Annotated in this window: 22 protein-coding genes; 3 read left to right on the top strand and 19 right to left on the bottom strand. The window is 34.5% G+C overall.

The annotated features are described in order from the left end of the window. Positions 1-35: 35 nt before the first annotated feature. From BHY08_RS03755 to BHY08_RS03695, 13 genes are all read right to left on the bottom strand, one after another. Positions 36-476 (bottom strand): hypothetical protein, encoded by a 441-nt coding sequence (locus BHY08_RS03755; RefSeq protein ID WP_071456607.1) that lies wholly within the window; start codon positions 474-476, stop codon positions 36-38. A 180-nt stretch (positions 477-656) separates the two neighbouring features. After that, the gene (locus tag BHY08_RS03750; RefSeq protein WP_071456606.1) at positions 657-3,329 is read right to left on the bottom strand and encodes a calcium-translocating P-type ATPase, PMCA-type; all 2,673 of its coding nucleotides are present in this window, start codon (positions 3,327-3,329) and stop codon (positions 657-659) included. Between the two features lie 241 nt (positions 3,330-3,570). Further along, positions 3,571-5,430 carry an LTA synthase family protein gene (locus tag BHY08_RS03745; protein ID WP_071457819.1) on the bottom strand — a complete coding sequence of 620 codons (1,860 nt, stop codon included), beginning with the start codon at positions 5,428-5,430 and terminating at the stop codon, positions 3,571-3,573. Positions 5,431-5,435: 5 nt separating this feature from the next. Then, a complete protein-coding gene (gene nadE / locus BHY08_RS03740; RefSeq protein WP_071456605.1) occupies positions 5,436-6,269 on the bottom strand; it encodes an ammonia-dependent NAD(+) synthetase in 834 nt (277 codons plus the stop codon). Between the two features lie 63 nt (positions 6,270-6,332). Continuing rightward, positions 6,333-6,707 carry an NUDIX hydrolase gene (locus tag BHY08_RS03735; RefSeq protein ID WP_071456604.1) on the bottom strand — a complete coding sequence of 125 codons (375 nt, stop codon included), beginning with the start codon at positions 6,705-6,707 and terminating at the stop codon, positions 6,333-6,335. A 68-nt stretch (positions 6,708-6,775) separates the two neighbouring features. Then, positions 6,776-7,039, bottom strand: a complete 264-nt coding sequence (locus BHY08_RS03730) for a type B 50S ribosomal protein L31 (protein WP_071456603.1) — start codon at positions 7,037-7,039, stop codon at positions 6,776-6,778. Between the two features lie 90 nt (positions 7,040-7,129). Further along, the gene (rho, locus tag BHY08_RS03725) at positions 7,130-8,401 is read right to left on the bottom strand and encodes a transcription termination factor Rho (RefSeq protein ID WP_071456602.1); all 1,272 of its coding nucleotides are present in this window, start codon (positions 8,399-8,401) and stop codon (positions 7,130-7,132) included. A gap of 1 nt (position 8,402) precedes the next feature. Then, positions 8,403-9,680, bottom strand: coding sequence for a UDP-N-acetylglucosamine 1-carboxyvinyltransferase (locus BHY08_RS03720; protein ID WP_071456601.1), 1,278 nt, complete (start codon positions 9,678-9,680; stop codon positions 8,403-8,405). Positions 9,681-9,877: 197 nt separating this feature from the next. Continuing rightward, positions 9,878-10,744: a class II fructose-bisphosphate aldolase gene (locus tag BHY08_RS03715; protein ID WP_071456600.1), complete on the bottom strand. Its 867-nt coding sequence runs from the start codon at positions 10,742-10,744 to the stop codon at positions 9,878-9,880. Positions 10,745-10,890: 146 nt separating this feature from the next. Continuing rightward, positions 10,891-12,369: an aldehyde dehydrogenase family protein gene (locus tag BHY08_RS03710; RefSeq protein WP_071456599.1), complete on the bottom strand. Its 1,479-nt coding sequence runs from the start codon at positions 12,367-12,369 to the stop codon at positions 10,891-10,893. A gap of 99 nt (positions 12,370-12,468) precedes the next feature. Then, positions 12,469-12,816, bottom strand: a complete 348-nt coding sequence (locus tag BHY08_RS03705; RefSeq protein ID WP_071456598.1) for a DUF1622 domain-containing protein — start codon at positions 12,814-12,816, stop codon at positions 12,469-12,471. A gap of 71 nt (positions 12,817-12,887) precedes the next feature. Beyond that, positions 12,888-13,487 carry a DNA-directed RNA polymerase subunit delta gene (gene rpoE / locus BHY08_RS03700; RefSeq protein ID WP_071456597.1) on the bottom strand — a complete coding sequence of 200 codons (600 nt, stop codon included), beginning with the start codon at positions 13,485-13,487 and terminating at the stop codon, positions 12,888-12,890. An 83-nt stretch (positions 13,488-13,570) separates the two neighbouring features. After that, the gene (locus tag BHY08_RS03695) at positions 13,571-14,008 is read right to left on the bottom strand and encodes a YwiB family protein (protein ID WP_071456596.1); all 438 of its coding nucleotides are present in this window, start codon (positions 14,006-14,008) and stop codon (positions 13,571-13,573) included. A gap of 138 nt (positions 14,009-14,146) precedes the next feature. Here BHY08_RS03695 and BHY08_RS03690 point away from each other — a divergent pair, with 138 nt between their 5' ends. From BHY08_RS03690 to yidA, 3 genes are read left to right on the top strand one after another with little or no spacing between them, the layout of a single operon-like run. Beyond that, positions 14,147-15,001, top strand: a complete 855-nt coding sequence (locus BHY08_RS03690) for a lipoate--protein ligase family protein (RefSeq protein ID WP_071456595.1) — start codon at positions 14,147-14,149, stop codon at positions 14,999-15,001. Continuing rightward, positions 15,002-16,339: an HD domain-containing protein gene (locus BHY08_RS03685; RefSeq protein ID WP_071456594.1), complete on the top strand. Its 1,338-nt coding sequence runs from the start codon at positions 15,002-15,004 to the stop codon at positions 16,337-16,339. 3 nt (positions 16,340-16,342) lie between these two features. After that, complete coding sequence (gene yidA, locus BHY08_RS03680) at positions 16,343-17,161, top strand: sugar-phosphatase (RefSeq protein WP_071456593.1); 819 nt, start codon at positions 16,343-16,345, stop codon at positions 17,159-17,161. Between the two features lie 45 nt (positions 17,162-17,206). Here the strand turns inward: yidA and gndA are convergent, their stop codons facing one another. The 6 genes from gndA to grpE all read right to left on the bottom strand — a co-directional run bounded on the left by gndA (position 17,207) and on the right by grpE (position 24,574). Continuing rightward, positions 17,207-18,634, bottom strand: coding sequence for an NADP-dependent phosphogluconate dehydrogenase (gene gndA, locus BHY08_RS03675; protein ID WP_071456592.1), 1,428 nt, complete (start codon positions 18,632-18,634; stop codon positions 17,207-17,209). 112 nt (positions 18,635-18,746) lie between these two features. After that, on the bottom strand, positions 18,747-19,643 hold the full coding sequence (locus BHY08_RS03670) for a DMT family transporter (RefSeq protein ID WP_071456591.1): 897 nt from the start codon (positions 19,641-19,643) through the stop codon (positions 18,747-18,749). 87 nt (positions 19,644-19,730) lie between these two features. Further along, positions 19,731-20,663 carry a metal ABC transporter substrate-binding protein gene (locus BHY08_RS03665; RefSeq protein WP_071456590.1) on the bottom strand — a complete coding sequence of 311 codons (933 nt, stop codon included), beginning with the start codon at positions 20,661-20,663 and terminating at the stop codon, positions 19,731-19,733. Positions 20,664-20,796: 133 nt separating this feature from the next. Further along, positions 20,797-21,975: a molecular chaperone DnaJ gene (gene dnaJ, locus BHY08_RS03660; RefSeq protein WP_071456589.1), complete on the bottom strand. Its 1,179-nt coding sequence runs from the start codon at positions 21,973-21,975 to the stop codon at positions 20,797-20,799. A gap of 142 nt (positions 21,976-22,117) precedes the next feature. Further along, complete coding sequence (dnaK, locus tag BHY08_RS03655) at positions 22,118-23,947, bottom strand: molecular chaperone DnaK (protein ID WP_071456588.1); 1,830 nt, start codon at positions 23,945-23,947, stop codon at positions 22,118-22,120. Positions 23,948-23,998: 51 nt separating this feature from the next. Continuing rightward, positions 23,999-24,574 (bottom strand): nucleotide exchange factor GrpE, encoded by a 576-nt coding sequence (gene grpE / locus BHY08_RS03650; protein ID WP_071456587.1) that lies wholly within the window; start codon positions 24,572-24,574, stop codon positions 23,999-24,001. Between the last annotated feature and the right edge of the window lie 4 nt (positions 24,575-24,578).

Below are 24,578 nucleotides of genomic sequence, written 5' to 3'. Positions count from 1 at the left end.
TTAAAAAAAGAGATGATTCTCTCATCCCTTTTACTTTACTTATTCATAATAATCTGTGTAATGCGTTGAATACAGAATGAGATACCATCTGTTGCCGCATCTTGTTTTGCTTCAGATAGATCAAACGCTTCACTATCAACCTTAGCGTTCTCAGCATCAATCGAATCAATCATTTCTTGACACCCTTCAACATACTCTTTAAATGCTTTTTCCAATTTTTTATGAATCCCTAAAACTCTAACAGGTGCTTTTAAGTGGCTCAAAGTGTTTTCCATTACTCTATATTCTTCTGTACCTTCAGAAAAATGGCTCTTAATATCTGTTAATTGTTCAACTGTCAAATCTGATAAATTTTCCTCATCAATTGCGTTACGAACAATTTCATATGATGGATTCATCTTTTCTCCAACGTTTTCAGATTCTGTGACAACTGCATTAATAACTTGCAAATATTGGCCAACATTTGGTTTTTTCAATGATATTCCCCTCTTTCATTAACTCTTATTTATTTTACTTTTTTTAACATTTTTTTAAAGGATTGGCTGCCATATTTTTCTTCAAATTGCAACACATTAACTCCAATATTATAGATATACTCTTATTTTGTCAACATAAATGAAAAAACTATCCAAGAAAATATGGATAGTTTAAACATCCTATTTATAAATCGTTTTTCGTTGAATCCATTTAACAATTTCTACTATTGGTAGAATAGCAAATGAACCAATTAATACTGCCAACCATTGATGACCATCTAAGTGAGCTACTTTAAACAAATCATTAAATCCTGGTACAACGATTGTTGCTGCAAGTAAAACAAATGAAAGTAAAATCGCATAGTTAAAGATTTTATTTCTAAATGCCCCAACTTTAAAGATTGATTCATGAACAGATTTCACGTTAAATGCGTGAATCAATTGAATTAATCCAAGTGTTGCATAAGCCATCGTTAACGCATCTGCATGGATAGCATCATAGCTTGAGTGGACCGGGTTATTAATGGCATACATGTACACACCAAGTGTCAATCCTGCCTCTAAAATACCCTGATAGATAATACTACTCATAACACCACCTGAAAAGAAGTCTGAATCTCGACCACGTGGTTTGTGTTTCATAATACCTTTTTCAGCAGGTTCCAATCCTAAGGCAATCGCAGGGAATGTATCAGTTACTACGTTAATCCATAATAAGTGAACTGGTAATAATGTATCCCAACCGAGCATTGTCGCAATAAATAAGGTTAAAACTTCCCCTAAGTTTGCAGCAAGTAAGTATTGAACTGTTTTTTGAATGTTTGAGAAGACCTTGCGTCCTTCTTCAACGGCAACGATAATAGTGGAGAAGTTATCATCAGCTAAGACCATATCACTTGCCCCTTTAGATACTTCCGTACCAGTAATACCCATACCTATACCAATATCAGCAGTTTTAAGAGCTGGTGCATCGTTTACTCCATCTCCAGTCATCGCCACTACTTTCCCATCTTTTTGCCATGCTTTAACAATACGTACTTTATGTTCAGGTGACACTCTAGCGTAAACGGAATATTGTTCAATAGAATTAGCTAGTTGCTCATCTGACATATTATTCAATTCGCCACCAGTAATAACAGCATCATGTTGACCTTCTTTTAAAATACCAAGACGCACAGCGATTGCTTCAGCGGTGTCTTTATGGTCACCAGTAATCATGATTGGACGAATACCGGCTTCTTTGGCAACACATACAGCTTCAGCTGCTTCTTTACGTTCTGGGTCAATCATCCCGACTAAACCTGAGAAGATTAAATCCGCCTCAACATTTTCACTTGTTAATTCACTTGGAATCTCATCTACAATTTTATAAGCCATAGCAAGTACACGTAATGCCTGTGTCGCTAATTGTTTATTAGTCTTTAAAATCAAGTCTTCTTCTGATTTATCCATTGGTTTAATGTCGCCATTGACGTCATAGTTTGTACAACGTTTCAATAATTCATCAGGCGCACCTTTTACAGCTACAAAGAAACGACCGTCAGGTAATTTATGGAATGTCGACATTAATTTTCTATCAGAATCAAATGGTACTTCGGCTAATCGTGGTTCTTCTTTTAATTTTGATGCAATATCATAACCACGATCTTCACCATATTTAATTAAAGCAGTTTCTGTTGGGTCACCAATTAACGTGCCATCATCAGAAATTTTTGTATCATTACAAAATGTCATGATTTTTAAGGTTGTGTTATCTAATGGAATATCTTTTGAATCACGAATTGATTCATTGTTTGTAAACACTTCTTCCACTGTCATTTGGTTTAATGTCAATGTACCTGTTTTATCAGAACAGATAATATCTGTACTACCTAACGTTTCAACAGCCGGCAATTTTCTTACCAAAGCATTACGTTTAGCCATTTTTTGAGTTCCTAAGGCTAAAATAATCGTTACAATCGCAGGTAATCCTTCTGGAATTGCCGCAACGGCTAATGATACAGATGTTAATAACATTTCCATCCAATTATGTCCACCACGTAACATTCCCACTCCAAACATCACAATACAGATGAAAATAATCGCAATAGATAACACCTTACCTAATTTATTTAGATTTTCTTTTAATGGTGTATTTGTTTCGTCAGCTTGAGCTAACATGTTAGCAATCTTACCAACCTCAGTATTCATTCCTGTACCTGTTACCACACCAACACCACGACCATATGTGACATTACTGTTCATATAGGCCATATTGATGCGATCACCAATACCAATATCTTCTTTTTCTAAAACCACATCTTCTTTTTCAACTGGAACGGATTCACCAGTTAAGGCTGCTTCTTCAATTTTTAACGACGCTGTTTCAATCAAACGCATATCAGCTGGAATCACGTCTCCGGCTTCTAGCAACACAATATCACCAGGTACTAGATCTGTACTTCTAACTGTTTTAGTTGTGTTATCACGACGTACATTAGCATTTGGTGTTGACATATCTTTCAATGCTTCAATTGCTTCTTCAGCTTTTGCTTCTTGCACCACTCCAAAGATTGCCATAATAAATACTACGACAATAATCATAATCGCTTCAACTTGGTCTCCCATGAAAAATGATAGCACCGCTGCCGCAAGTAAAATGATAATCATAAAATCTTTGAATTGGTCTAAAAATTTACTAAATAAACTTTTTTTCTTTCCCTCATCCAATTGATTATGACCATACTCCTTAAGACGTTTTTCCGCCTCCGCAGTACTCAACCCATTAGGAGTTGATTGCAGTTTTTCTAGCACTTGTTTCTCATCTTCAACATAAAATGCATCATTCAACTGCTTCTTTTTTTGCTCTGACATCTCTTTTCCTCCTTTTATTTGTCGCTATACATAAGTCAAATAAAAAAAGACCTACGTATGCTTAACTACATACATAAGTCTCACTATTTAAGGTAACACCAGAAATACGTAATGATTTCGATTGGTGGCATTACCGCAGTATGTAGAACTGCCAGTTACTCCCTTATGAATAATCCCACTTGATTATATCATGAAAATTTTTAACTTACAATTAATTCACTATTTTCTTAAAAAATTCATATTATGTTTCGACATCAAACATCTTCTGACCATACTTTTTACCTGAAACCAAATCATAAACCATTAACTGATAGTCCTCATAGATCTCTCTTTCTTCTTTAGTAAAAGATACTTCTTTTTCCCATTTTCCATTTACATAATACATTTGTTTTTCAAATGCTGGTAATACTTTCTGTAATTCAAGTAATAGAGCATTAAATCCTGTTTGTTCAACAGATGAAAAATGAGTAATCAAACTTGAAAAGTAAAACGGACTCATGACTTCTTCTTTATGTGATCCCTGAGACAATGTATCATAAATTAAATACTCTGTTAAATGAGTTGTAATTGGGTTGTTTTTTTCAACAATATCATCTGGATAGATAGACGGTAAGTGATCCCCCCAGAAAACCACAATTGTCTGTCTATCTAATTTATTAATGTCCTCAATAAATTGTTTCAATGCTTTTGATGTGTATGAAATATCTAACGCATAATTATCAATTGAGGAGCTAGATGCTGAGTTCGTCAATGTATAAGGTGAATCCGTGTATTTATTATTATATGGCATATGCGTTTGCATTGTCACAAGATGGACAAACGATGCTTTATCAGATTTCTCCATCACATCTAGTACTTCACTAAACGCTGAGGCATCTGAAATATAACCATTATTTGACAACCTTTCCTTATGAGTCATGGTATTTTCATCTAAAAACTGATTAAATCCAAGAACATTATAAACATCTTTGCGTTTATACATAGATGTATTGTAAGGATGGATAGCTACTGTTTGATAATCCTGTTGTTTTAAACTCGAGACAATCGATGGAAATTCCGTTTTCTTAGGTAACATCATAGTATATGGTGTCGTCATTTGAGGATTAAGTAATCCCATTGAAATTCCTGTCAATGCTTCAAATTCGATATTTGCTGTCCCACCACCATAGTTTTGCGACAACATCTCGCCAGAATAAACAGACTGGCGTGCCACACTCCTAAAATCAGTAATAGGACTTTTATTTAATTTAATGCCATCTAACTTTTCAGGATCAGAAAAACTTTCAGACATAATAAATACAACATTAGGTTTTTCTTTGTTTTTCTTTTTAGCATTATTCTCTTTTGCTTTTGTATCATATTTTTTGACGATTTTGTCGATTGTTTCTTTTGAATAGTTTTTTGGTTCATCCATGGCTTCAACTTTTAAATTATATAAAAAGCCACCCATAAAACCTGTATTATAGTAGTTCATTTTTTGACTATATGGAATCCATAGCGCAGTTTTATTGTACTCTTTTCGTAATAGATTGTTTGGTTGGTTAAATAAACTGGCATAAAATAGCCCTGTGATTGAGACAACAAAACATACTAAACGAATGATTTGTTGACGTTTACTTAAACGAATTGAGCGATATAAGGCGTAGACTAGTCCTGCTAATGCTAAAGATATCAGTACTAACGCTAAAATAAAATACGTATTTCCAATGATATCTTTCATCATCGTAAACTCAAAAATCATTTTTAAATCATCTGGGTAGATAGGTTCCATCCTCAATGCCATTTTCTGACTGTTAGCAATACCAAGTAACCCAATACTCGTGATATAAATGATATTTCCTATTAAAAACGACCCGCTTAAACTCATAAGAAACATATCTAAAAATAGCAATACTAGCGTCCCTAGTAGAAATTTCTCAACATGCCACTCCATAGCAAACTTCCACGCAAGCGAGAAGCTCCAAGTATTTTGACTTAGTTGTAAATAGAAATTACTTAAGTAAACAATAATTAAAGTTAGTAAGACTTTGGTAATTGGATTAGTAAAAATCCTTTTTAGCCATGATTTTTTTTGATTTTGCTCTACTCGTCTTTGAACCATTGATTCTATTTTACCCAAAATGTGTCTCCTAACGTAATCGGTAAATGACGTTTATGTTCTGACTTTTTATACCATCTCTCAATTGTTTCTCTATCTTTATCACTAACTTCTTTACCTTCTAAGTAATCATCAATTGCCTCATAAGTCACACCTAAAGCATCTTCATCAGCTATCATTGGTCTATTTTCTTCTAAATCAGCTGTTGGAATTTTCTCATACAATGATTTATCAGCACCCAGTTCTTTTAGCAAGGCTTTTCCTTGTCTTTTGTTTAGTCCAAATAAAGGTAAAATATCTGCTGCGCCATCACCAAATTTGGTGAAAAAACCTGTTATATTTTCAGCGGCATGATCTGTCCCAATTACCGCGCCACTTCTTTGACCGGCCACCGCATATTGCGATACCATTCTTTGACGAGCTTTAATATTTCCTTTATTAAAATCACTCACCACGATATTTGAACCTTCATTTAATTCTTTCACTAAAGCATCCACGCTAGATTTTATATTTATAACTAATGACTCATCTGGTTGAATAAAATTTAATGATTTTTGTGCGTCATCTTCATCTTTTTGAACGCCATAAGGCAAACGAACGGCAATAAATTTATAATCATTATCACCCGTTTTTTCGCGTAATTCACTGATTGCTAGCTGTGCTAGTTTACCGGCTAAAGTGGAGTCTTGTCCGCCGCTAATGCCTAAAACATATGTTTTTAAAAACGGATGTGCTAACATGTAGTCTTTTAAAAATTGCACACGTTTTATGATTTCTTCGTTTGCACTAATCTGAGGGGCTACTTGTAAGTTTTTTATAATAATTTGTTGTAATTCGCTCATTTCTATCTCTCCTTATAATTAACCTATATTTTACCACAAATTTATAAATCATATATAGTTATTCTATTTTTTTGTCATTTTAGATACCAGTTGAGATGATACAATTTCTTCTGCCTTACTAATCGGTAACCAATAAATAATTTGGCTATGTGTCAATTTTGGTAAAATCTCATCTTTTTTCAAGGAAGCTCTATATAGAAATAACGTTTCAGTTTGATTAAAATGTTCATGTGTCGTTTGTTCGATCAAATCAACAAAATTTACTACATCAAAATGTAAATCAAGAATTTCTTCCCCGTAACGTTCAATGGCTTCAAGAGTTGTTTCTGCATAATTTGGTGACACTTCTAATAACTGTTTTTCACCAGTTTTAGAAGTGGTAACTAATAGATGATTATTGTGCTCAATCCAAATAAGAATTCTGAATTGTTGATTCATTATACTCTCATTCCTTTCACAAAAAAAAGAGTCCTGATAAGATACCAGAACCCTGTTTAACACTGAGATTATTCTGCAGCGTTTTCGTCTTTGAGACCATATTTTTTGTTGAAACGATCCACACGTCCGTCTGCTTGTGTAAATTTTTGACGTCCTGTATAGAATGGATGTGAATCTGAAGTGACTTCCACACGGATGACTGGGTATGTGTTACCATCTTCCCATTCAACAGTTTCTTCAGATGTTTTAGTTGATCCAGATAAGAATTTGAACCCTGTTTGTGAGTCCATAAATACTACTGGATGATATTCTGGATGAATTCCTTGTTTCATATTTCTCTCTCCTTTGCCCTGATTCATTTGCTGAAACAGAGTTATTATTATAACGATACTATAGTAACATGTTCAAACTATTTTAGCAATTTATTTTTTTAAAAAAGAAACGTCTTTAAACGACTCAAAAAATGTCGTATTATTCTTTGTTTTCTTTAAAAAGTTTAATAGCTGGTTCGTTGAGTTAATTGAATCACCTTTCATATGACGACGTAATTTCCATACCTCTTCTAAATGTTCAGGTGACATTAATAATTCTTCACGCCTTGTACCAGATCGCTTGATATCAATCGCTGGAAATACTCGTCTTTCAGATAACTCTCTAGATAGATGAAGCTCCATATTACCAGTTCCTTTGAATTCTTCATAGATAACATCATCCATTCGACTTCCTGTATCAACTAAAGCGGTCGCCAGAATAGTTAAGCTACCGCCTTCTTCAATATTTCGTGCAGCTCCAAAGAAGCGTTTTGGTTTATAAAATGCTGCAGGATCAATCCCTCCACTTAGCGTGCGTCCACTTGGTGGGATAACTAAGTTGTATGCTCTTGCCAAACGCGTAATACTATCCATTAAAATCACAACATCACGTTTATCCTCAACTAACCTTAATGCTCTGTCAAGGACTAACTCAACGACACGTGTATGATTTTCAGGCATTTGATCAAAAGTAGAAGAAACTACTTCTCCATCAACACTTCTTTCAATGTCCGTTACTTCTTCAGGTCGTTCATCTATTAGTAGCACAATCAATTCAACATCTGGATAATTTTTAGAAATACCATTCGCAATTTCCTTAATGACACTCGTTTTCCCTGCTTTTGGTGGTGCGACAATTAGACCTCTTTGGCCAAAACCAACCGGTGCGAATAGGTCTATCATTCGTGTAGAAAGATCTGTTTTTGTGGTTTCTAAAACAATTTGACTATCCGGATAAAGAGCTGTTAATGCAGGAAAATGTGGGCGTTGTTTTGCATCTTCTGGATTTCTTCCATTAACTGTTTCAACGTGCATTAATCCATAATAACGTTCCGACTCTTTTGGTGGTCTTGCTTTTCCTGATACTTTATCCCCATTACGTAAACCAAACCGTCTAATTTGTGAAGATGAAATGTAGATATCTTCTTTACTAGGCGTATAGTTAATCGGTCTTAAAAAACCATAACCATCATTCGATACAATGTCTAAGACCCCTTCCACCACGAAAAAACCTTGTTTTTCAGCTTGTGCACGAATAACTGCTAAAGATAATTCTTTTTTATTCATTTGACTATAATAAGGTATTTTAAAATCTTTTGCATAAGCATAAATTTCTTTTAGGGTCTTATGTTCTAACTCACCCATCGTTAAATAATCGCGCATATTATCCCTCTTTATCTGTGCCTTCTTCCATTCGAATATCAGCACCTAGATTTGTTAGTTTTTCAATAATGTTATCATACCCTCTTAAAATATTATCAACATTAGATATTCGTGTTGTCCCACTTGCCATCAGTCCAGCAGTCACTAAACAAGCACCAGCTCGTAAATCGCTCGCCGTAACGTCTGCTCCAACAAGTTCTAAATCTTCCTGTCCATTCAAGACAATCATTTTACCTTCCACACTAGCATCAGCGCCCATTCGAACTAATTCAGGAATGTGGTTTACTCGTTGCTCATATATGGTATCTGTCACGATACTTTTTCCATTGGCTTTTAATAATAGAGGTGTAATTGGTTGTTGTAAATCTGTGGCAAATCCTGGATACGGTACAGTGGTTACGTTAATTGGTTTTAACTGTTTAGCAGGATGGACTTCAATACTATCTTCACGAATCGTCATCGGTACCTCCATTTCATCTAATTTGGAAATAAAGCTCTCTAGATGCTCATAAATAACATTTTGCACGACAACACCTTCACCACATGCTGCGGCCATCGCTAAATATGTTCCGGCTTCAATTCGGTCTGGAATAATTGAATGACGACAACCATTTAGTTCATCTACACCATCAATACGAATTTCATTTGTACCAGCTCCACGAATTTTTGCTCCCATATTATTAAGTAGAGTTGCCACATCAATAATTTCAGGTTCTCTAGCAGCATTTTCAATCACAGTGCGTCCTTTTGCTTTTACTGCCGCTAACATCACATTAATTGTTGCACCAATTGACACCATATCCATATAAATACGTGTGCCTTCTAAGCCATTTGGTGATTTTAAATAAGTTGCACCATGTTCAGTTGTTACAACAGCTCCCAGTGACTCAAATCCTTTGATATGTAAATCAATTGGTCTAGGACCTAAGTAACATCCTCCAGGTAATCCAACAACGCCTTCACCAAATTTCCCAAGCAAAGCACCCATAAAGTAATAAGATGCTCGCAAGCTATTGATTTTTCCACTAGGCATAGGAATTGATACCATATTTGTTGGATCAATTATCATCGTGTGATTTTCAAATGCCACTTTGACTCCCATAAGTTCTAATATTTCTTTTAATGAATGCACATCTTTAATATCAGGAACACCTTCTAAAATAACAGGTGAGTCTGCTAAAATTGCAGCTGGAATTAATGCAACAGCACTATTTTTAGCCCCACTAATTGTTACAGTTCCTTTTAATTTTTTCCCACCATTTATAATTAATTTTTTCATTTTGTATTAATGACCTCACTTTAGTCTTGAAAAAAGCCGCTTATATTAAGCAGCCATATATAGTTTCATATTCACAATGTATAGTTGTATTCTATCATACTCTATAAATGAAAAAAAGTGATTGAAAAATTTATTTAATTACAAAAAAAGAGTGCCCAACATTTAGTCAGACACTCTTATCTTTTTACATCATTAAATTACGCTTTACCGTTTGATCCAAACCATTGGATACGTTCTTTAACTAACTCAGTTACTGCAGTAGTACCTGGAGCTAATAATTTACGAGGGTCAAAGCCTTTACCTTCTAAGTCTTTACCTTCTTCAATGTATTTACGTGTTGCAGCAGCAAATACTTCTTGACATTCAGTATTAACGTTAATTTTTGATACGCCTAAAGAGATTGCTTTTTGGATTTGATCTAATGGAATACCAGAACCACCATGTAATACCATTGGTTTACCGTCGATAACGTCAGCAATTTCAGCTAAACGATCAAAACTTAATCCTGACCAGTTTTCTGGGTAAGAACCATGGATGTTACCAATACCTGCAGCTAAGAAGTCAATTCCTGTTTCAGACATTGCTTTACACTCAGCTGGGTCTGCTAATTCACCAGAACCGATAATTCCGTCTTCTTCTCCACCGATTGATCCAACTTCACACTCTACTGAAACACCTTTAGCATGAGCTTTAGCAACAACATCTTTTGCTTTTTCTAAGTTTTCTTCAAATGGTAAGTGAGAACCATCAAACATTACAGATGTGTAACCAATTTCGATACATTTTAATGCATCTTCATATTCACCATGGTCTAAGTGTAATGCTACTGGAACTGTAATTCCCATTGAGTCAATTAAGTCTTTAACTAAATCGTAACATACTTGGTAGCCACCCATATATTTTGCAGCTCCCATAGAAGTTTGAATCATTACTGGAGAATTAGATTCTTGTGCACCTTGTAAGATAGCTTTAGTCCATTCTAAGTTGTTTGTGTTGAATGCACCTACTGCATATTTACCCTCTTTAGCTTTTTTTAACATTTCTGTTGCTGATACTAATGCCATAATTAAATTCCTCCTATTATGTTATCACTCTATTTGGTATAGGTGATACTTAACTAACACCATTATTTTAACACTCTTTAGTTATTTTTGCTAGTCAAATCACAATCTTTGATACTATTTTCAGAAAATTTTATTAAAGTCCTTTTTTAATAAAGATTGAATCCTGCTTCTTTTGTGTCGATGTAAATATTTTTAAATTGACTATACGCATCAAGGATAGCTTTATGCGTCTCACGTCCTATACCAGATTTTTTATAGCCACCAAATGGCGCTCCAGCAGGAATTTGATTATAAGTATTGACCCAAATACGCCCTGTTTCAATACCACGACTCACTTTCAGTGCTGTATTGATATTCTTAGTCCAAACACCACCACCTAAACCGTATTCAGAATCATTAGCCATTTTTATCACTTCATCAATTGTTTTAAATTTAATCACTACTGCAACTGGACCAAAGATTTCTTCTTGAGCCACTTCCATATCATTAGTCACATCAGTTAATAAAGTTGGTGCCACATAACATCCTTTACCTAAATCACCATCAAGACGTTTTCCACCTGTTAAGATAGTTGCCCCCTCTTTACGTCCTACTTCAACTGCTTCTAAAATTTTGTTAACTTGGCTTTCGTTTACTTGAGCCCCCATTTGGACATTTTCATCCAATGCATCTCCAACAACAACAGCTTCAAATTTTTCTTTCAACTCAGAAACAAATTTGTCATAGATTCCCTCTTGAACAAAAATTCTAGAGCCTGCACAACATACTTGCCCTTGGTTAAATAAAATACCAAGTTGTGCTCCTTCAACTGCCTTTTCAAATGGCATATCATCAAAGAAAATATTTGCTGATTTTCCACCCAATTCAAGTGTTGCTGGAATTAATTTATCAGCTGCAGCTCGAGCAACTTTATATCCAACTTCAGTTGATCCAGTAAAGGCTAACTTGTTAAATCCTTCATGCCGTAACATGTAGTCTCCTGACTTAGAACCTTTACCTGTTATCACATTTAACACACCCTTTGGTAACATCGGACCAATCAACCTAGTTAATTCTAGTAAACTTAATGATGTTGAAGATGATGGATGAATGACAATTGTATTACCTGCAGCTAATGCTGGAGCTAATTTCCATGCTGCCATAAGAATTGGAAAATTCCATGGAATAATTTGTCCTACTACACCAATTGGTTCTCTTAAGATAAGTGTTAAGGTATCTTTATCTAACGCTTGTGCTGATCCTTCCTCACTGCGAATAACACCTGCAAAGTATCTAAAATGATCTGCACTAAGTGGCACATCAACCGTTTTAGTCTCACGAATTGGTTTGCCATTATCAATAGACTCTATATAGGCTAAATGCTCCATATTCTCATCAATAACATCTGCAATTTTTAATAATAAATTACTTCTATCCACAAGTGACCAATCGCGCCAAGCTGGCAATGCTTCTTGAGCAGCTTCTACCGCTGCATCAACATCTTCATCAGCTGCATCCACGAATGTTCCAATTTTTTCACCGTTTACCGGTGAAAAACTATCAATTGTTTCACCCTTAACACCTTTTGTCCATTCACCATTAATAAACAACCTATATTCTTTGTATATGTCATTAATAACTGTCATAACAATTCTCCTTTAACATTTTTTTATTTTGGTATAGTTAAAATTGTATAGGTTTTCATTTTAAAACTCAAGTCTTATGCTCGACAAAAAAAGAAAGGGTTAATTTACCCTTTCTCCTTTATGTGTTTGTTCAATTTCTTTCCCCAAGAAATATGATATAGCTGTGCGTATTACAACTATTCCTCCAAGAATGATAATATCTTGTGTCGATGGATTTAAAATTGTTTCAATAATATCTGAGGCTATAAGCACTTCTAAACTTAATAAAATATATGATCCTAGATAACGTTTTATGCCGTTGTTTCTAACTGAAATTTCTTCTCGAGTGCCACCACCAACTTCATTTTTAATAAAGTCAATAATTGCTTTGGCTACGCCGACTAATAAAATGATTACTGAAAAAGCATTTAGTACAAAAATAATCGCATCAACTACTTCATGTATCATGACTATTCTCCTCTTCTTTCATATATAAGTAAAAACAAGCAAAAAAGAGCATCAATCGACACTCTTTTTTTCTATAATTCTTCTTCATCGTCACTTTCGTATAAATCATCTTCTTCAACGATAGTTAAATCTTCTTCTACACCTTCTGGCACATCGTCATCAACATCATTGTCAGCACCGATTTCTGATAAATCAGTTGTGTATTCTTTGATTTCTTTTGTTTCATCTTCTTCATCTTCATACAACTCATCATCTTCTTCATCATGATCAACTAAGTCTAAGTCTTCTGGATCATCATCGTTATAATCAATCGCATCATCGTCCATTCCGATAAATGCATTAACTTTTTTACGTTTTTTACGACGTGGTGTTTCTTCTTCATCTTCATCCACACCAGAAACTTCTTCGTCAATTGAATCGATTGGATACCAACTACGTAAGCCCCAACGATTGTCTCCTAAAGAAATGAAACTTCCGTCAATGTTTAAGTCTGTATAAAATTGCGGCAAAATGTCACGAATTTCACTATCTGCTTTTTCTAAGTAGTTTTGGATTTCATTTACTAAATCACTAAAATCAATGATGTCTCCGCGTTGATTTAAAATTGCATGTGCAACTTCAATCATCGACAATTCATCTTTATTTATGCCCTCAAAAGCTTTAATTTCCAACTGACACACGTCCTTTCACAGTCTATTCTTTATCATACAATAACTAGTGTTTCTTTGCAATTGAAAATTTTTGTAAAATATCATTAAGCTGTAAAATTTATAACCAAATGATACATTCCTAATTTTTCTTCCCCAGCAAACAAATCATAATCAATCGCAATATCACCTGAAGTCGGGTTATCTTTTAAACTGACATGTAAGTGATTAGTGAGAGTAAAAATACTCATCATGCCATATGGCGTTGAATAAGTGGTTTCTCTTCTTTGTTCAAAAGAAAAGTTCAATTTCATTTTTACTTCTCCAGACCTAATCAATGTCACATCACCATCTGGTAATACTTTGATCGTGACTGGCACTGGTTTGTCAACGCCTTCCAGTAGTTCGTCATATCGTAAATAAAGGACATCGTTTATCACAACCATGTGACCATTGACATCAATTAAAAATTCTTTGAATTCACCTTCTTGGGTTACTTCTGTTTTTACTAAAATATTAACTGGTGTTTTTTCTCGTTGAGACACACATGCCACCTCTTTGCTTTTTTATTTATTTTGGTCTTTTTCACGTAGTTTGTCAAACCTTTGTGATTATTCTTAAATCCTTTTCGTTTCACAAGAGAATCGGTATAATGAAAGAAGAATATAAAGGAGTTGTACATTATGTCTTCAAAACCACCTGTTGTTTTATTTGAACAACCTCAATTAACAAACGAAAAAAAATATGATCCATTTATATTTACTGATATATTGGCTGATTATTCAGGAAAACATCAAATTCCTATTATTCATTTTTGGACCATGACAAACGAATTAATCTTAGGTATGCAAGATACTAGGGTAACACACCTATCTGATGCGATACAATCTGTGAGAAAAAATGACTATCATCCAGTTGTTAGAAATTCCGGTGGTCTAGCTGTGGTAGCTGATGAAGGAATATTAAATTTTTCGATTATTCTACCACAAGAGTTTACTAATCAAACAAGTATTAATCATGGGTATGAAACGATGAAAGACATTATTTCAAATGCCCTATCTTCATGGGATGCTACTGTAGAATCTTTTGAAGTAACTGACTCATATTGTCCAGGTGAATTTGATTTAAGTATTAATCAAAAGAAATTTGCTGGTATTGCTCAACGCCGTATAAAAAAGGGATTGGGTATCATGATTTATATCAGTATCAATGGCAATCAAGAAAAACGTGGGGAATTAGTGAGAGAATTTTATTTATCAGGACTAAAAGAGGATTTCGGAAAAGAGCCTTTCCCACCAGTAAATCCTGACTCAATGAAAAATTTATCCGACTTACTTTTAGAAGATCTATCTGTCGAACGAGTAAAATCACTTATAATAGGAGCAATCAGTCAAACCTTTGTTTTGGATAAAACGGCACAACAACAATTTGAAATGTTTTTAGACTCTGTTGAATTAAAAGAAACTTACGATAAAGGGTTTAAACGCATGGAGCAACGCAACGAAGGCATCACGACTATTTTAAAGGAGACTAATTAATTGATTGAAAAAGTATTTAGAGACCCTATTCATCATGATATAAAAGTGGAACACCCCATCATATTAGAATTAATCAATGCAAAAGAATTTCAACGTTTGAGACGAATCAAACAACTTGGAACGACTTCTTTAACATTCCATACAGCCGAACATTCTCGCTTCGGGCATTCGCTTGGTGTGTATGAAATCACTCGTCGTATCTGTAATTACTTTAAGCGAAATTATGATGTGGCAGAGTTTGGTGAAGATGGCTGGGATGACTCTGAAAGACTCATCACGTTATGTGCGGCACTTTTACATGATGTAGGACATGGGCCTTACTCCCACACATTTGAATCAATCTTTAAAACAAATCATGAACAACTTACTGTTGATATCATCACATCTAGTGACACTGAAATCAACAAAATATTACGCCAAGTATCTGATGATTTTCCAGAAAAAGTAGCAAGTGTCATTGCAAAAACTTATCCAAATAAGCAAGTCGTCCAACTCATTTCAAGTCAAATAGATGCTGATAGAATGGATTACTTACTAAGAGATGCTTATTTCACTGGAACAGAATACGGAACCTTTGATTTAACTCGTATATTACGTGTCATCAGACCGCATAAAAGTGGAATTGTTTTTAAAGTTAGCGGAATGCATGCGGTTGAAGACTATATCGTTAGTCGATACCAAATGTATATGCAAATTTACTTTCATCCTGTTTCTCGTGGTATGGAAATGGTATTAGATCGTTTACTACAACGAGCGCAAGATCTGTATCAGGACAATAAACACTACTTTGTCAAAGCATCACCTCTACTCGTTCCTTTTCTGTCACATGAATTTAACCTAGAGGATTATTTAGCTTTAGATGATGGTGTGTTAACAACAGCCTTCCATCTTTGGAGTCAATCAGATGATGCTATTTTAAATGATTTATCAAAACGATTCTTAAACCGTGTACCATTCAAGTCAGCAACATTTTCAAAGAAAACTTTTATTCTATTACCTGAGTTACAAGAACTAGTAGAAAAAGTTGGCTTTGACGAAAGATATTACACAGCGATTAACTCGAGTTTTGATTTACCTTATGATTTTTATAAACCAGAAAAGTTGCAGAATAAAACACAGATTGAACTTATCTATCCTGATGGGCAATTGATTGAATTAGCTAGTGCGAGTGAACTTGTTAGAGCAATTGCTGGTGAATCTAAAGGTGATCAACGTTTTTATTTTCCTAATGAAATGCTTGCATCCAATTCGTTAGACAATTATACTTTATTTGAAGACTCTATTAATTTATTCAGCAACTCCATTAAAAATGGAGAAATAATCAAAAAGGACGTGTAATATTTGGGTATTAAAATGGTAACTATAGATATTGACGGAACATTGGTCAATTCAGAAAGAAAGTTAACACCAAAAGTGAAAGAAACAATCAAAAAAGCATCTGATTTAGGAATCGATATTGTCTTAACAACAGGACGTCCTTCGATTGGGGTTATTGATTTAGTAAAAGAATTAGGTCTTGAAAATGACCATAGTTTTATTATTACATACAATGGCGGCATGATTCAAAATGCCGGAACAAAAGAAATCATTTTACGTCATTCATTATCATTAGAAGACTATCAAGATGTGGAGCTTTTATCTAGAAAACTCGGCGTGCATTTTCATACTCAAGATGCCGATACTATGTATACAGCTAACACTGACATTAGTCCCTATACTATTAATGAAGCAGTGATTACTGGTATTCCACTACAATATAAACCCGTAAATGACATGACAAAAGATATCAAACTTGTAAAAGCTATGATGATTGATCATGAAGATATTCTTGATGCCGCAATTAAAAAAATCCCTCAAGAGTATTATGACCGTTTTTCAATCGTTAAAAGCGCTCCTTACTACTTAGAAATACTTGACCCTAAAGCAACTAAAGGAGAATCAGTCAAAGAACTGGCTGAACATTTAAACATTAAACAAGAAGAAGTCATGGCCATTGGCGACAATGAAAATGACTTATCTATGATTGAATATGCTGGTATTGGGGTTGCAATGGGAAATGCGCTAGAGAGTGTAAAAAATATTGCAGATAAAATTACTAAAACAAATGATGAAGATGGTGTAGCACATGCAATTAACGAATGGGTGCTTAACGATAACTAAAAAAATCCAGTTACTATTTTTCTAGTAACTGGATTTTTAATATGCTTATTTATTTTCTTCACCATACCAATCATAATGGAACACGCCATCACGATCTTTACGTTCGTATGTATGAGCACCAAAGTAATCTCTTTGTGCTTGAATGATGTTAGCAGGTAAATCTTTTGTGCGATAAGAATCGTAGTAAGAAATAGCTGATGAGAATGTTGGGACAGGCACACCTGTTTCAACAGCTAAGGCAACAACATCACGAACTGATTGTTGGTATTTTGTTGTGACATCTAAGAAATAATCATCTAAAATAAGATTTTTAATTTCTGGATTTCGTTCATAGGCATCCGTAATTTTTTGTAAGAATTGGGCACGAATAATACATCCAGCTCTAAAGATTTTCGCAATATTACCATAGTTTAAATCCCAGCCGTATTCTTCACTAGCCATACGCATTTGAGCAAAACCTTGTGCGTAACTCATGATTTTACTAAAGTATAATGCTTGACGAATTTTTTCTACAAATTCTTTTTTATCTCCAGTAAATTCTTTCACTGGTGGTGCAGGAATAATCTCACTTGCCGCTACACGCTCAGTTTTTAATGCTGAGATATATCGAGCAAAAACAGATTCTGTAATAAGTGGTAGTGGTGTTCCTAAATCAAGTGCGTTTTGACTTGTCCATTTACCAGTTCCTTTGTTACCAGCAGCATCTAAGATAACATCAACAATTGGTTTACCAGTTCCTAAATCATCTTTACGCGTTAAAATATCTGACGTGATTTCGATTAAGTAGCTATCTAACTCACCTGTATTCCATTCTTTAAAGATAGCAGCAACTTCTTCAACTGATAATCCTAAAACACGAGTTAAGATATCATATGATTCAGCAATTAATTGCATGTCTCCATACTCGATTCCATTATGTACCATTTTTACATAGTGACCAGCTCCATTTGGTCCAATATACGTCACGCATGGCTCACCATCTTCTGCTTTTGCTGCAATTTGTTCAAAGATTGGGGCTACTAATTCATACGCTTCTTTTTGTCCACCCGGCATCATAGAAGGTCCTTTTAACGCTCCCTCTTCTCCACCAGATACACCAGTACCAATAAAGTTAATACCAGAAGTTGCTAGTGCTTCATTACGACGGATAGTATCTTTGAAGTAAGTATTCCCACCATCGATTAACACATCACCTTCGTCTAAAAATGGTAGTAAACTTTCGATTGTTAAATCAGTCGCTTTACCTGCTTTTACCATTAATAAAATTCGTCTTGGTGTTTCAAGAGAATTAACAAATTCTTCGATAGAATAAGTTGCAACTAAATTTTTATCAGGATGCTCTTTGATAACTTCCTCTGTTTTTGCTGATGTACGGTTAAAAATAGAAACAGTATATCCTCTACTTTCTATATTTAACGCTAAGTTTTTACCCATGACTGCCATACCGACAACACCAATTTGTTGTTTAGACATACATCTTCCTCCAATTCTGTTTTCAAAAAATGATACTTTTTTATCTATATTATATCTTTTAAATAATTATAGCCTATTTTACCTAAAATATAAATAGACATGACCTTTCAAATTAAACATCACATCTAGACAATAGAAAAACAGCAAAAATAATCAATAGCATACTGACTATCTCGATAGGTTTTAAAACCAACCCTAAAAATAAAACTGAAAATAAAGCTGAACTTAATGGTTCAAATGATGTTAATAAACTCGAAAACTGTGGTGGTATATATTCTGTACTTTTAAGTAAACAGATATATGAAAAAACGGTACCAATAATCACTATAACTAAAATTCCTAGTAACACACCAGGGGTAAAAGTAGGTACATCTTGCCAAATCGGTTGATAAACTTGAAAAGACATCCCACCTATTAACATACCCCAGCCTATAATAAGTGTTGTCCCATATTTTGCCATAAGTTTTCTTGGTTGAATAATATAAAAAGCGCCAAAAAATGCGGATAATAATCCCCAAAATAACCCATTCGGTGAAATAGCTAATTCATTTAGATTTCCTTTAGTTACTAATAAAAAAGTTCCCAATAATGATAGCACAATACTGACTACACTTAATTTATTGGGTAGCTCTTTTTTTTCGATAATAAAATAAACGACTAATAATATTGGTGATAAATATTGTAATATCGTTGCAGTCGCTGCATTACTAACTTGAATAGCCTTGAAAAAAGAATACTGTAACCCAAGTACTCCCAATACACTAAAAATAATTAATTGAATTAATTCAGTTTTATTTTTTAGAGGAGATAAGCTATCTTTATTCCCTTTTCCCATTTGATACATTAAAATTAAAAAACCTGCCACAATCATTTTAACGGCTACAAGCCAACTAGCTGATACGTGTTTTGTTGTCATCAAATATTCAGCCACTACTCCAGATACACCCCAAAAAACGCCACCTAAAATAGCTAAAATCATACCCTTTAATTTACTACTTCTTTTTTCCATTTTTTCACCTCCCCTTGTCGCTTTATTCTACAGCTTTAAGGCCCATAAAAACAATAAAAACCTAGAAATATTCTAGGTTTCCATCGTTTATTTTATGGTTAATTTTAAGTGTTCTAAATTCGTATACATAACAGACAGATAATCTTCTCCCCCATCCATCTCTTTTTTAGTTAAACTCTCTAATGGATTAAGTTCTGAAAGTGTCGCTCCAGTTGCACTAGTAATGGTTTCGGCTACTTTTGATGACGCGCTACTTTCTGTATAAATCACTTTAATATTATCTTTTTTGACTAAGTCTTCAATATTTTTTAATTCTTTAGGTGTAGGTTCTTGATCAGGAGAAATGCCAGAAATTGCCACCTGTTTTAATCCATATTGTTTAGCTAAATATGAAAAAGCAGTGTGTTGTGTGACAAATGTTTTTTGCGTGGCATCTTTTGTTGCATCCACGTAAGCTTCATTTAATTTATTTAGTTTCTGTGTAAAGTCAGTTGAATTCTTTTCATAGATATCTTTATTTGGTGTATCAACTTCAACTAAGCCTTTTGTAATCGTCTCTACTTCTTTTTTAGCCAAAACAGGATCTAACCACACATGCGGATCTAATTGATGATCATGTGAGTCTTCTCCTTCATGCTCATGTTCTTCAGTTGCTTTCATCAAATCAATACCTTGGCTTGCTTCAATCACTTTCACTTTTTTCGTATCAATAGATGCAAGGACATCTCTTACCCATGTTTCCATCTCATTTGAATTATAAATAAATACATCAGCATTTTGAATTTTAGCTAAATCTTTTGCACTTGGCTCATAATCATGAGGTTCTACACCAGCTTCTGTTAAAACCGTCACCTCTGCTTTGTCTCCTGTTACTTTTTTCGCAAAATCATACATTGGATAAAAAGAGGTTACCACTTGTAGTTTATCTGCTTCTTTTTTATCTTTTTTTGCCGTATTACCGCATGCAACAAGTAAACTAGTCAAAGCCATACCTAAAATAATTTTGGTTAATCGTTTCATTAACTCATTCCCTACTTTCTTTTAAATCGTAAACATTACTATCTAATGATATATCATAAACGTTTTTGCAATTTATTTCAAGTAAAAATAAAAAAAGTAAAACAGCTAAACAGTTTTACTTTTTTTATTTACTTTATTTTTTCTTTTTCTTATGATTTGAGGAAAAAGCATCTTTCATTTTATCAAAGAAACCTTCTTCTTGCTCAACGGCTGCTTTTTCACCATTTAGTTCAGCAAATTGACGCAATAATTTCTTTTGATCTTCGTTTAGTTTTGTCGGTGTATCGACTGTTACAGTAACTTGTTGATCGCCGTTACCATTTCCACGAAGTTTAGGTGCTCCTTTACCTTTTAATCTAAATGTTGTACCAGTTTGAGTTCCAGCTGGAATTTTTAATTTCACACGACCGTGAACTGTTGGTACCTCAATTTCATCTCCTAATGTTGCTTGAACAAAGGTAATGTGATGATCATAGTAAATTTCAGATCCATCTCTTTCAAAGATAGGGCTATCTTCCACACTGAAGACAACATATAAATCACCATAAGGTCCACCATTGTATCCTGCTTCTCCTTGTCCAGATAGACGCATTTGTTGTCCATCTTCAACACCAGCAGGAACTGTAACCTTAACAGAATGCGATTTAATCATGCGGCCTGCGCCATGACATGTTTCACATTTTTCTTTGATGATTTTTCCTGTTCCTTGACACTCATCACATGGTTGTTGACTCATCATACGACCAAGTGGCGTTTGTCTTTCAACATTGATGACACCAGAGCCATGGCATTTAGGACAATTTTCAGGATGTGTTCCTGGTTTTGCTCCAGTCCCATGACATGTCGCACACTCATCTTCACGATTGTAACGAATACTTTTTTCTAACCCGAAGATTGCTTCATTAAATGTTAAGTCTAATGTGTATTGTAAATCTGAACCTTGTCTTGGCGCATTAGGATTACTAGAACGTCCTCCACCGCCAAAGAATGATTCAAAGATATCTTCAAACCCTCCGAAACTACCACCAAAATCTTGGAAACCACCACCGCCAAAACCACCAGCACCAAAACCACCAGCACCAAAGTTTGGATCAGTACTTGCATGGCCATATTGGTCATAAGCCGCACGTTTTTGTGCATCGCTTAATACTTCAAATGCTTCAGATACTTCTTTAAACTTCTCTTCTGCATCGGCTTCTTTATTTATGTCTGGATGATATTTTTTGGATAGTTTTCGATAGGCTTTTTTAATCTCATCATCTGTTGCTGTTTTAGATACTCCTAAAACCTCATAATAATCTCTTTTGGCCATATATAACTAACCCTCCATTTTTCTAAAACGTCTAAATTCGTTTAAATCATACCACAAATCAGTCAATTTTAGAATGCTTTATCGTGATAATCAAGAGAAAAAGCCAAAAGCACAATGCTTTGGCTTTTTTCTTGGCTCATCATTATTTCTCGTCGTCGTTGATTTCTTCAAAGTCCGCATCAACAACATCATCCGCGCCACTTTGTGCTGCTTCTGGATTTTCTTGTGCTTGTTGCGCTGCTGCTTGTTCATACAATTTTACAGTTAAAGATTGTACGATTTCATTTAATGCATCGCGTTTAGATTTCATATCTTCAATGTTATTAGCTTCTACAGCTGCTTTTAATTCATCACGAGCATCTTCTGCTTTTTTCACTTCGTCCGCATCAACTTTACCTTCTAACTCGCCTAAAGTTTTGTCAACTGAGAATAATAATGCATCGATGTCGTTACGTAAATCAACTTCTTCTTTACGTTGTTTATCTGCTTCAGCATTTGCTTCAGCATCTTTTACCATACGTTCAATTTCTTCATCTGTTAAACCTGAAGATGATTTGATTGTAATAGTTTGTTCTTTTTGAGTACCTAAATCTTTTGCACTTACGTTAACAATACCGTTTTTATCGATATCAAATGATACTTCGATTTGTGGCACACCACGTGGAGCTGCAGGAATATCTGTTAATTGGAATCTTCCTAATGTTTTGTTGTCAGCTGCCATTGGACGTTCACCTTGTAAGACATGAATATCAACGGCTGGTTGGTTGTCTGCTGCTGTAGAGAAAACTTGTGATTTACTTGTTGGGATTGTTGTGTTACGGTCGATTAATTTAGTGAACACACCACCCATTGTTTCAATACCTAATGACAATGGTGTAACATCAAGTAAGACCACATCTTTCACATCACCAGTGATTACCCCACCTTGGATAGCAGCACCCATTGCGACTACTTCATCAGGGTTAACTGATTTGTTAGGTTCTTTTTTGGTTTCTTTTCTTACAGCTTCAACCACTGCAGGAATACGAGTTGATCCACCAACTAAGATAACTTCATCAATTTCTGAAGTTGAGATACCAGCATCTTTGATTGCTTGACGAACTGGAATTTTAGTTCTTTCAACCAAATCAGATGTTAATTCATCAAATTTCGCACGAGTTAAGTTTAACTCTAAGTGAAGAGGTCCAGCTTCTCCAGCAGTAATAAATGGTAAGCTAATTTGAGTACTTGTTACACCTGATAAATCTTTTTTCGCTTTTTCAGCTGCATCTTTCAAACGTTGAACTGCCATTTTATCTTTAGATAAATCAATGCCATTTTCTTTTTTGAATTCTTCTACTAAATAGTCGATGATTTTTTCGTCAAAGTCATCCCCACCTAGGTTATTATCCCCTGCAGTTGATAATACATCAAATACGCCATCACCTAATTCAAGGATAGACACGTCAAATGTACCACCACCTAAGTCAAATACTAACACTTTTTCGTCACGGTCAGTTTTATCTAAACCATAAGCTAAAGCCGCTGCAGTTGGTTCATTAACAATACGTTCAACTTCTAAACCAGCGATTTTACCAGCATCTTTTGTTGCTTGACGTTGAGCATCGTTGAAGTAAGCTGGAACAGTAATAACTGCTTTATCAACTTTTTCTCCTAAATAATCTTCAGCAAATCCTTTGATGTATTGTAAAATCATAGCTGAAACTTCTTGTGGAGTATATGTTTTCCCTTCAACTTCTACTTTATATCCAGGTTCACCCATATGACGTTTAATAGAAGAAATTGTATTTGGGTTTGTTACTGCTTGACGTTTAGCAACTTCACCTACTTGAATTTCCCCATTTTTAAATGATACAACAGATGGTGTTGTACGGTTACCTTCTGGGTTAGTAATAATTTTTGCTTCTCCGCCTTCCAATACAGCTACTGCAGAGTTTGTTGTTCCTAAGTCAATACCAATTATTTTACTCATATTAAAAATCTCCTTTATCTAATTAATTTATTTTTAAATGTTAAATTTATATTATTGTGTCACAATAACCATTGAAGGTCTTAAGACACGGTCATGTAAGATGTATCCTTTTTGTAACACTTGAACAATTACATCTGAATCTTGTCCATCTTCAGCTGGGACTGTTTGAACAGCTTGATGTAAGTTTGGATCAAATACCTCACCTTGGGCTTTTATTTCCTCAATACCTGATTCCTTGAAGGCATGTAACATGCTTTCGCGAACCATCTCAATTCCTTTTTTCATTGCCTCACCGTGCTCGTCACTTACTTCAATCGCTAAGGCACGATCTAAGTTATCTAAAGCTGGCAACAATTCTTTTGCTAATTCCTGCGCGCGATATCTTGATGCTTCTTCACGCTCTTTTTTATGACGATTACGCATATTAGCAATTTCTGCTTGCGCTCTTAAGAATTGATCTTCCATTTTGTCCAACTCTTCTTGAAGTTTTTCTTCTAAATTTTCTTCTGTTTCGACGTTTTCTTCTGCTTCAACTACTTCTTCTACAGTTTCATTTGTTTTTACTGTCGATTCGTCTTTTTTTTCTTCTTCCTCATTAACTTTATCAACTGATTTATCTTTCTTCACTTAT

This window comes from Vagococcus teuberi, from assembly GCF_001870205.1.
In the GTDB taxonomy this organism is placed as follows: Bacteria; Bacillota; Bacilli; order Lactobacillales; family Vagococcaceae; genus Vagococcus; species Vagococcus teuberi.
The sequence above is the reverse complement of the archived record's forward strand: the minus strand, read 5'-3'. Positions and strand labels throughout refer to the sequence as shown.

Excerpts from the sequence above, each read along its gene's own strand:
- BHY08_RS03750 (WP_071456606.1), bottom strand. The coding sequence starts at position 3,329 with ATGTCAGAGCAAAAAAAGAAGCAGTTGAATGATGCATTTTATGTTGAA.
- BHY08_RS03745 (WP_071457819.1), bottom strand. The coding sequence starts at position 5,430 with ATGGTTCAAAGACGAGTAGAGCAAAATCAAAAAAAATCATGGCTAAAA.
- nadE (WP_071456605.1), bottom strand. The coding sequence starts at position 6,269 with ATGAGCGAATTACAACAAATTATTATAAAAAACTTACAAGTAGCCCCT.
- BHY08_RS03735 (WP_071456604.1), bottom strand. The coding sequence starts at position 6,707 with ATGAATCAACAATTCAGAATTCTTATTTGGATTGAGCACAATAATCAT.
- BHY08_RS03730 (WP_071456603.1), bottom strand. The coding sequence starts at position 7,039 with ATGAAACAAGGAATTCATCCAGAATATCATCCAGTAGTATTTATGGAC.
- rho (WP_071456602.1), bottom strand. The coding sequence starts at position 8,401 with ATGCGCGATTATTTAACGATGGGTGAGTTAGAACATAAGACCCTAAAA.
- BHY08_RS03720 (WP_071456601.1), bottom strand. The coding sequence starts at position 9,680 with ATGAAAAAATTAATTATAAATGGTGGGAAAAAATTAAAAGGAACTGTA.
- BHY08_RS03715 (WP_071456600.1), bottom strand. The coding sequence starts at position 10,744 with ATGGCATTAGTATCAGCAACAGAAATGTTAAAAAAAGCTAAAGAGGGT.
- BHY08_RS03710 (WP_071456599.1), bottom strand. The coding sequence starts at position 12,369 with ATGACAGTTATTAATGACATATACAAAGAATATAGGTTGTTTATTAAT.
- BHY08_RS03705 (WP_071456598.1), bottom strand. The coding sequence starts at position 12,816 with ATGATACATGAAGTAGTTGATGCGATTATTTTTGTACTAAATGCTTTT.
- BHY08_RS03690 (WP_071456595.1), top strand. The coding sequence starts at position 14,147 with ATGTCTTCAAAACCACCTGTTGTTTTATTTGAACAACCTCAATTAACA.
- gndA (WP_071456592.1), bottom strand. The coding sequence starts at position 18,634 with ATGTCTAAACAACAAATTGGTGTTGTCGGTATGGCAGTCATGGGTAAA.
- BHY08_RS03670 (WP_071456591.1), bottom strand. The coding sequence starts at position 19,643 with ATGGAAAAAAGAAGTAGTAAATTAAAGGGTATGATTTTAGCTATTTTA.
- BHY08_RS03665 (WP_071456590.1), bottom strand. The coding sequence starts at position 20,663 with ATGAAACGATTAACCAAAATTATTTTAGGTATGGCTTTGACTAGTTTA.
- dnaJ (WP_071456589.1), bottom strand. The coding sequence starts at position 21,975 with ATGGCCAAAAGAGATTATTATGAGGTTTTAGGAGTATCTAAAACAGCA.
- dnaK (WP_071456588.1), bottom strand. The coding sequence starts at position 23,947 with ATGAGTAAAATAATTGGTATTGACTTAGGAACAACAAACTCTGCAGTA.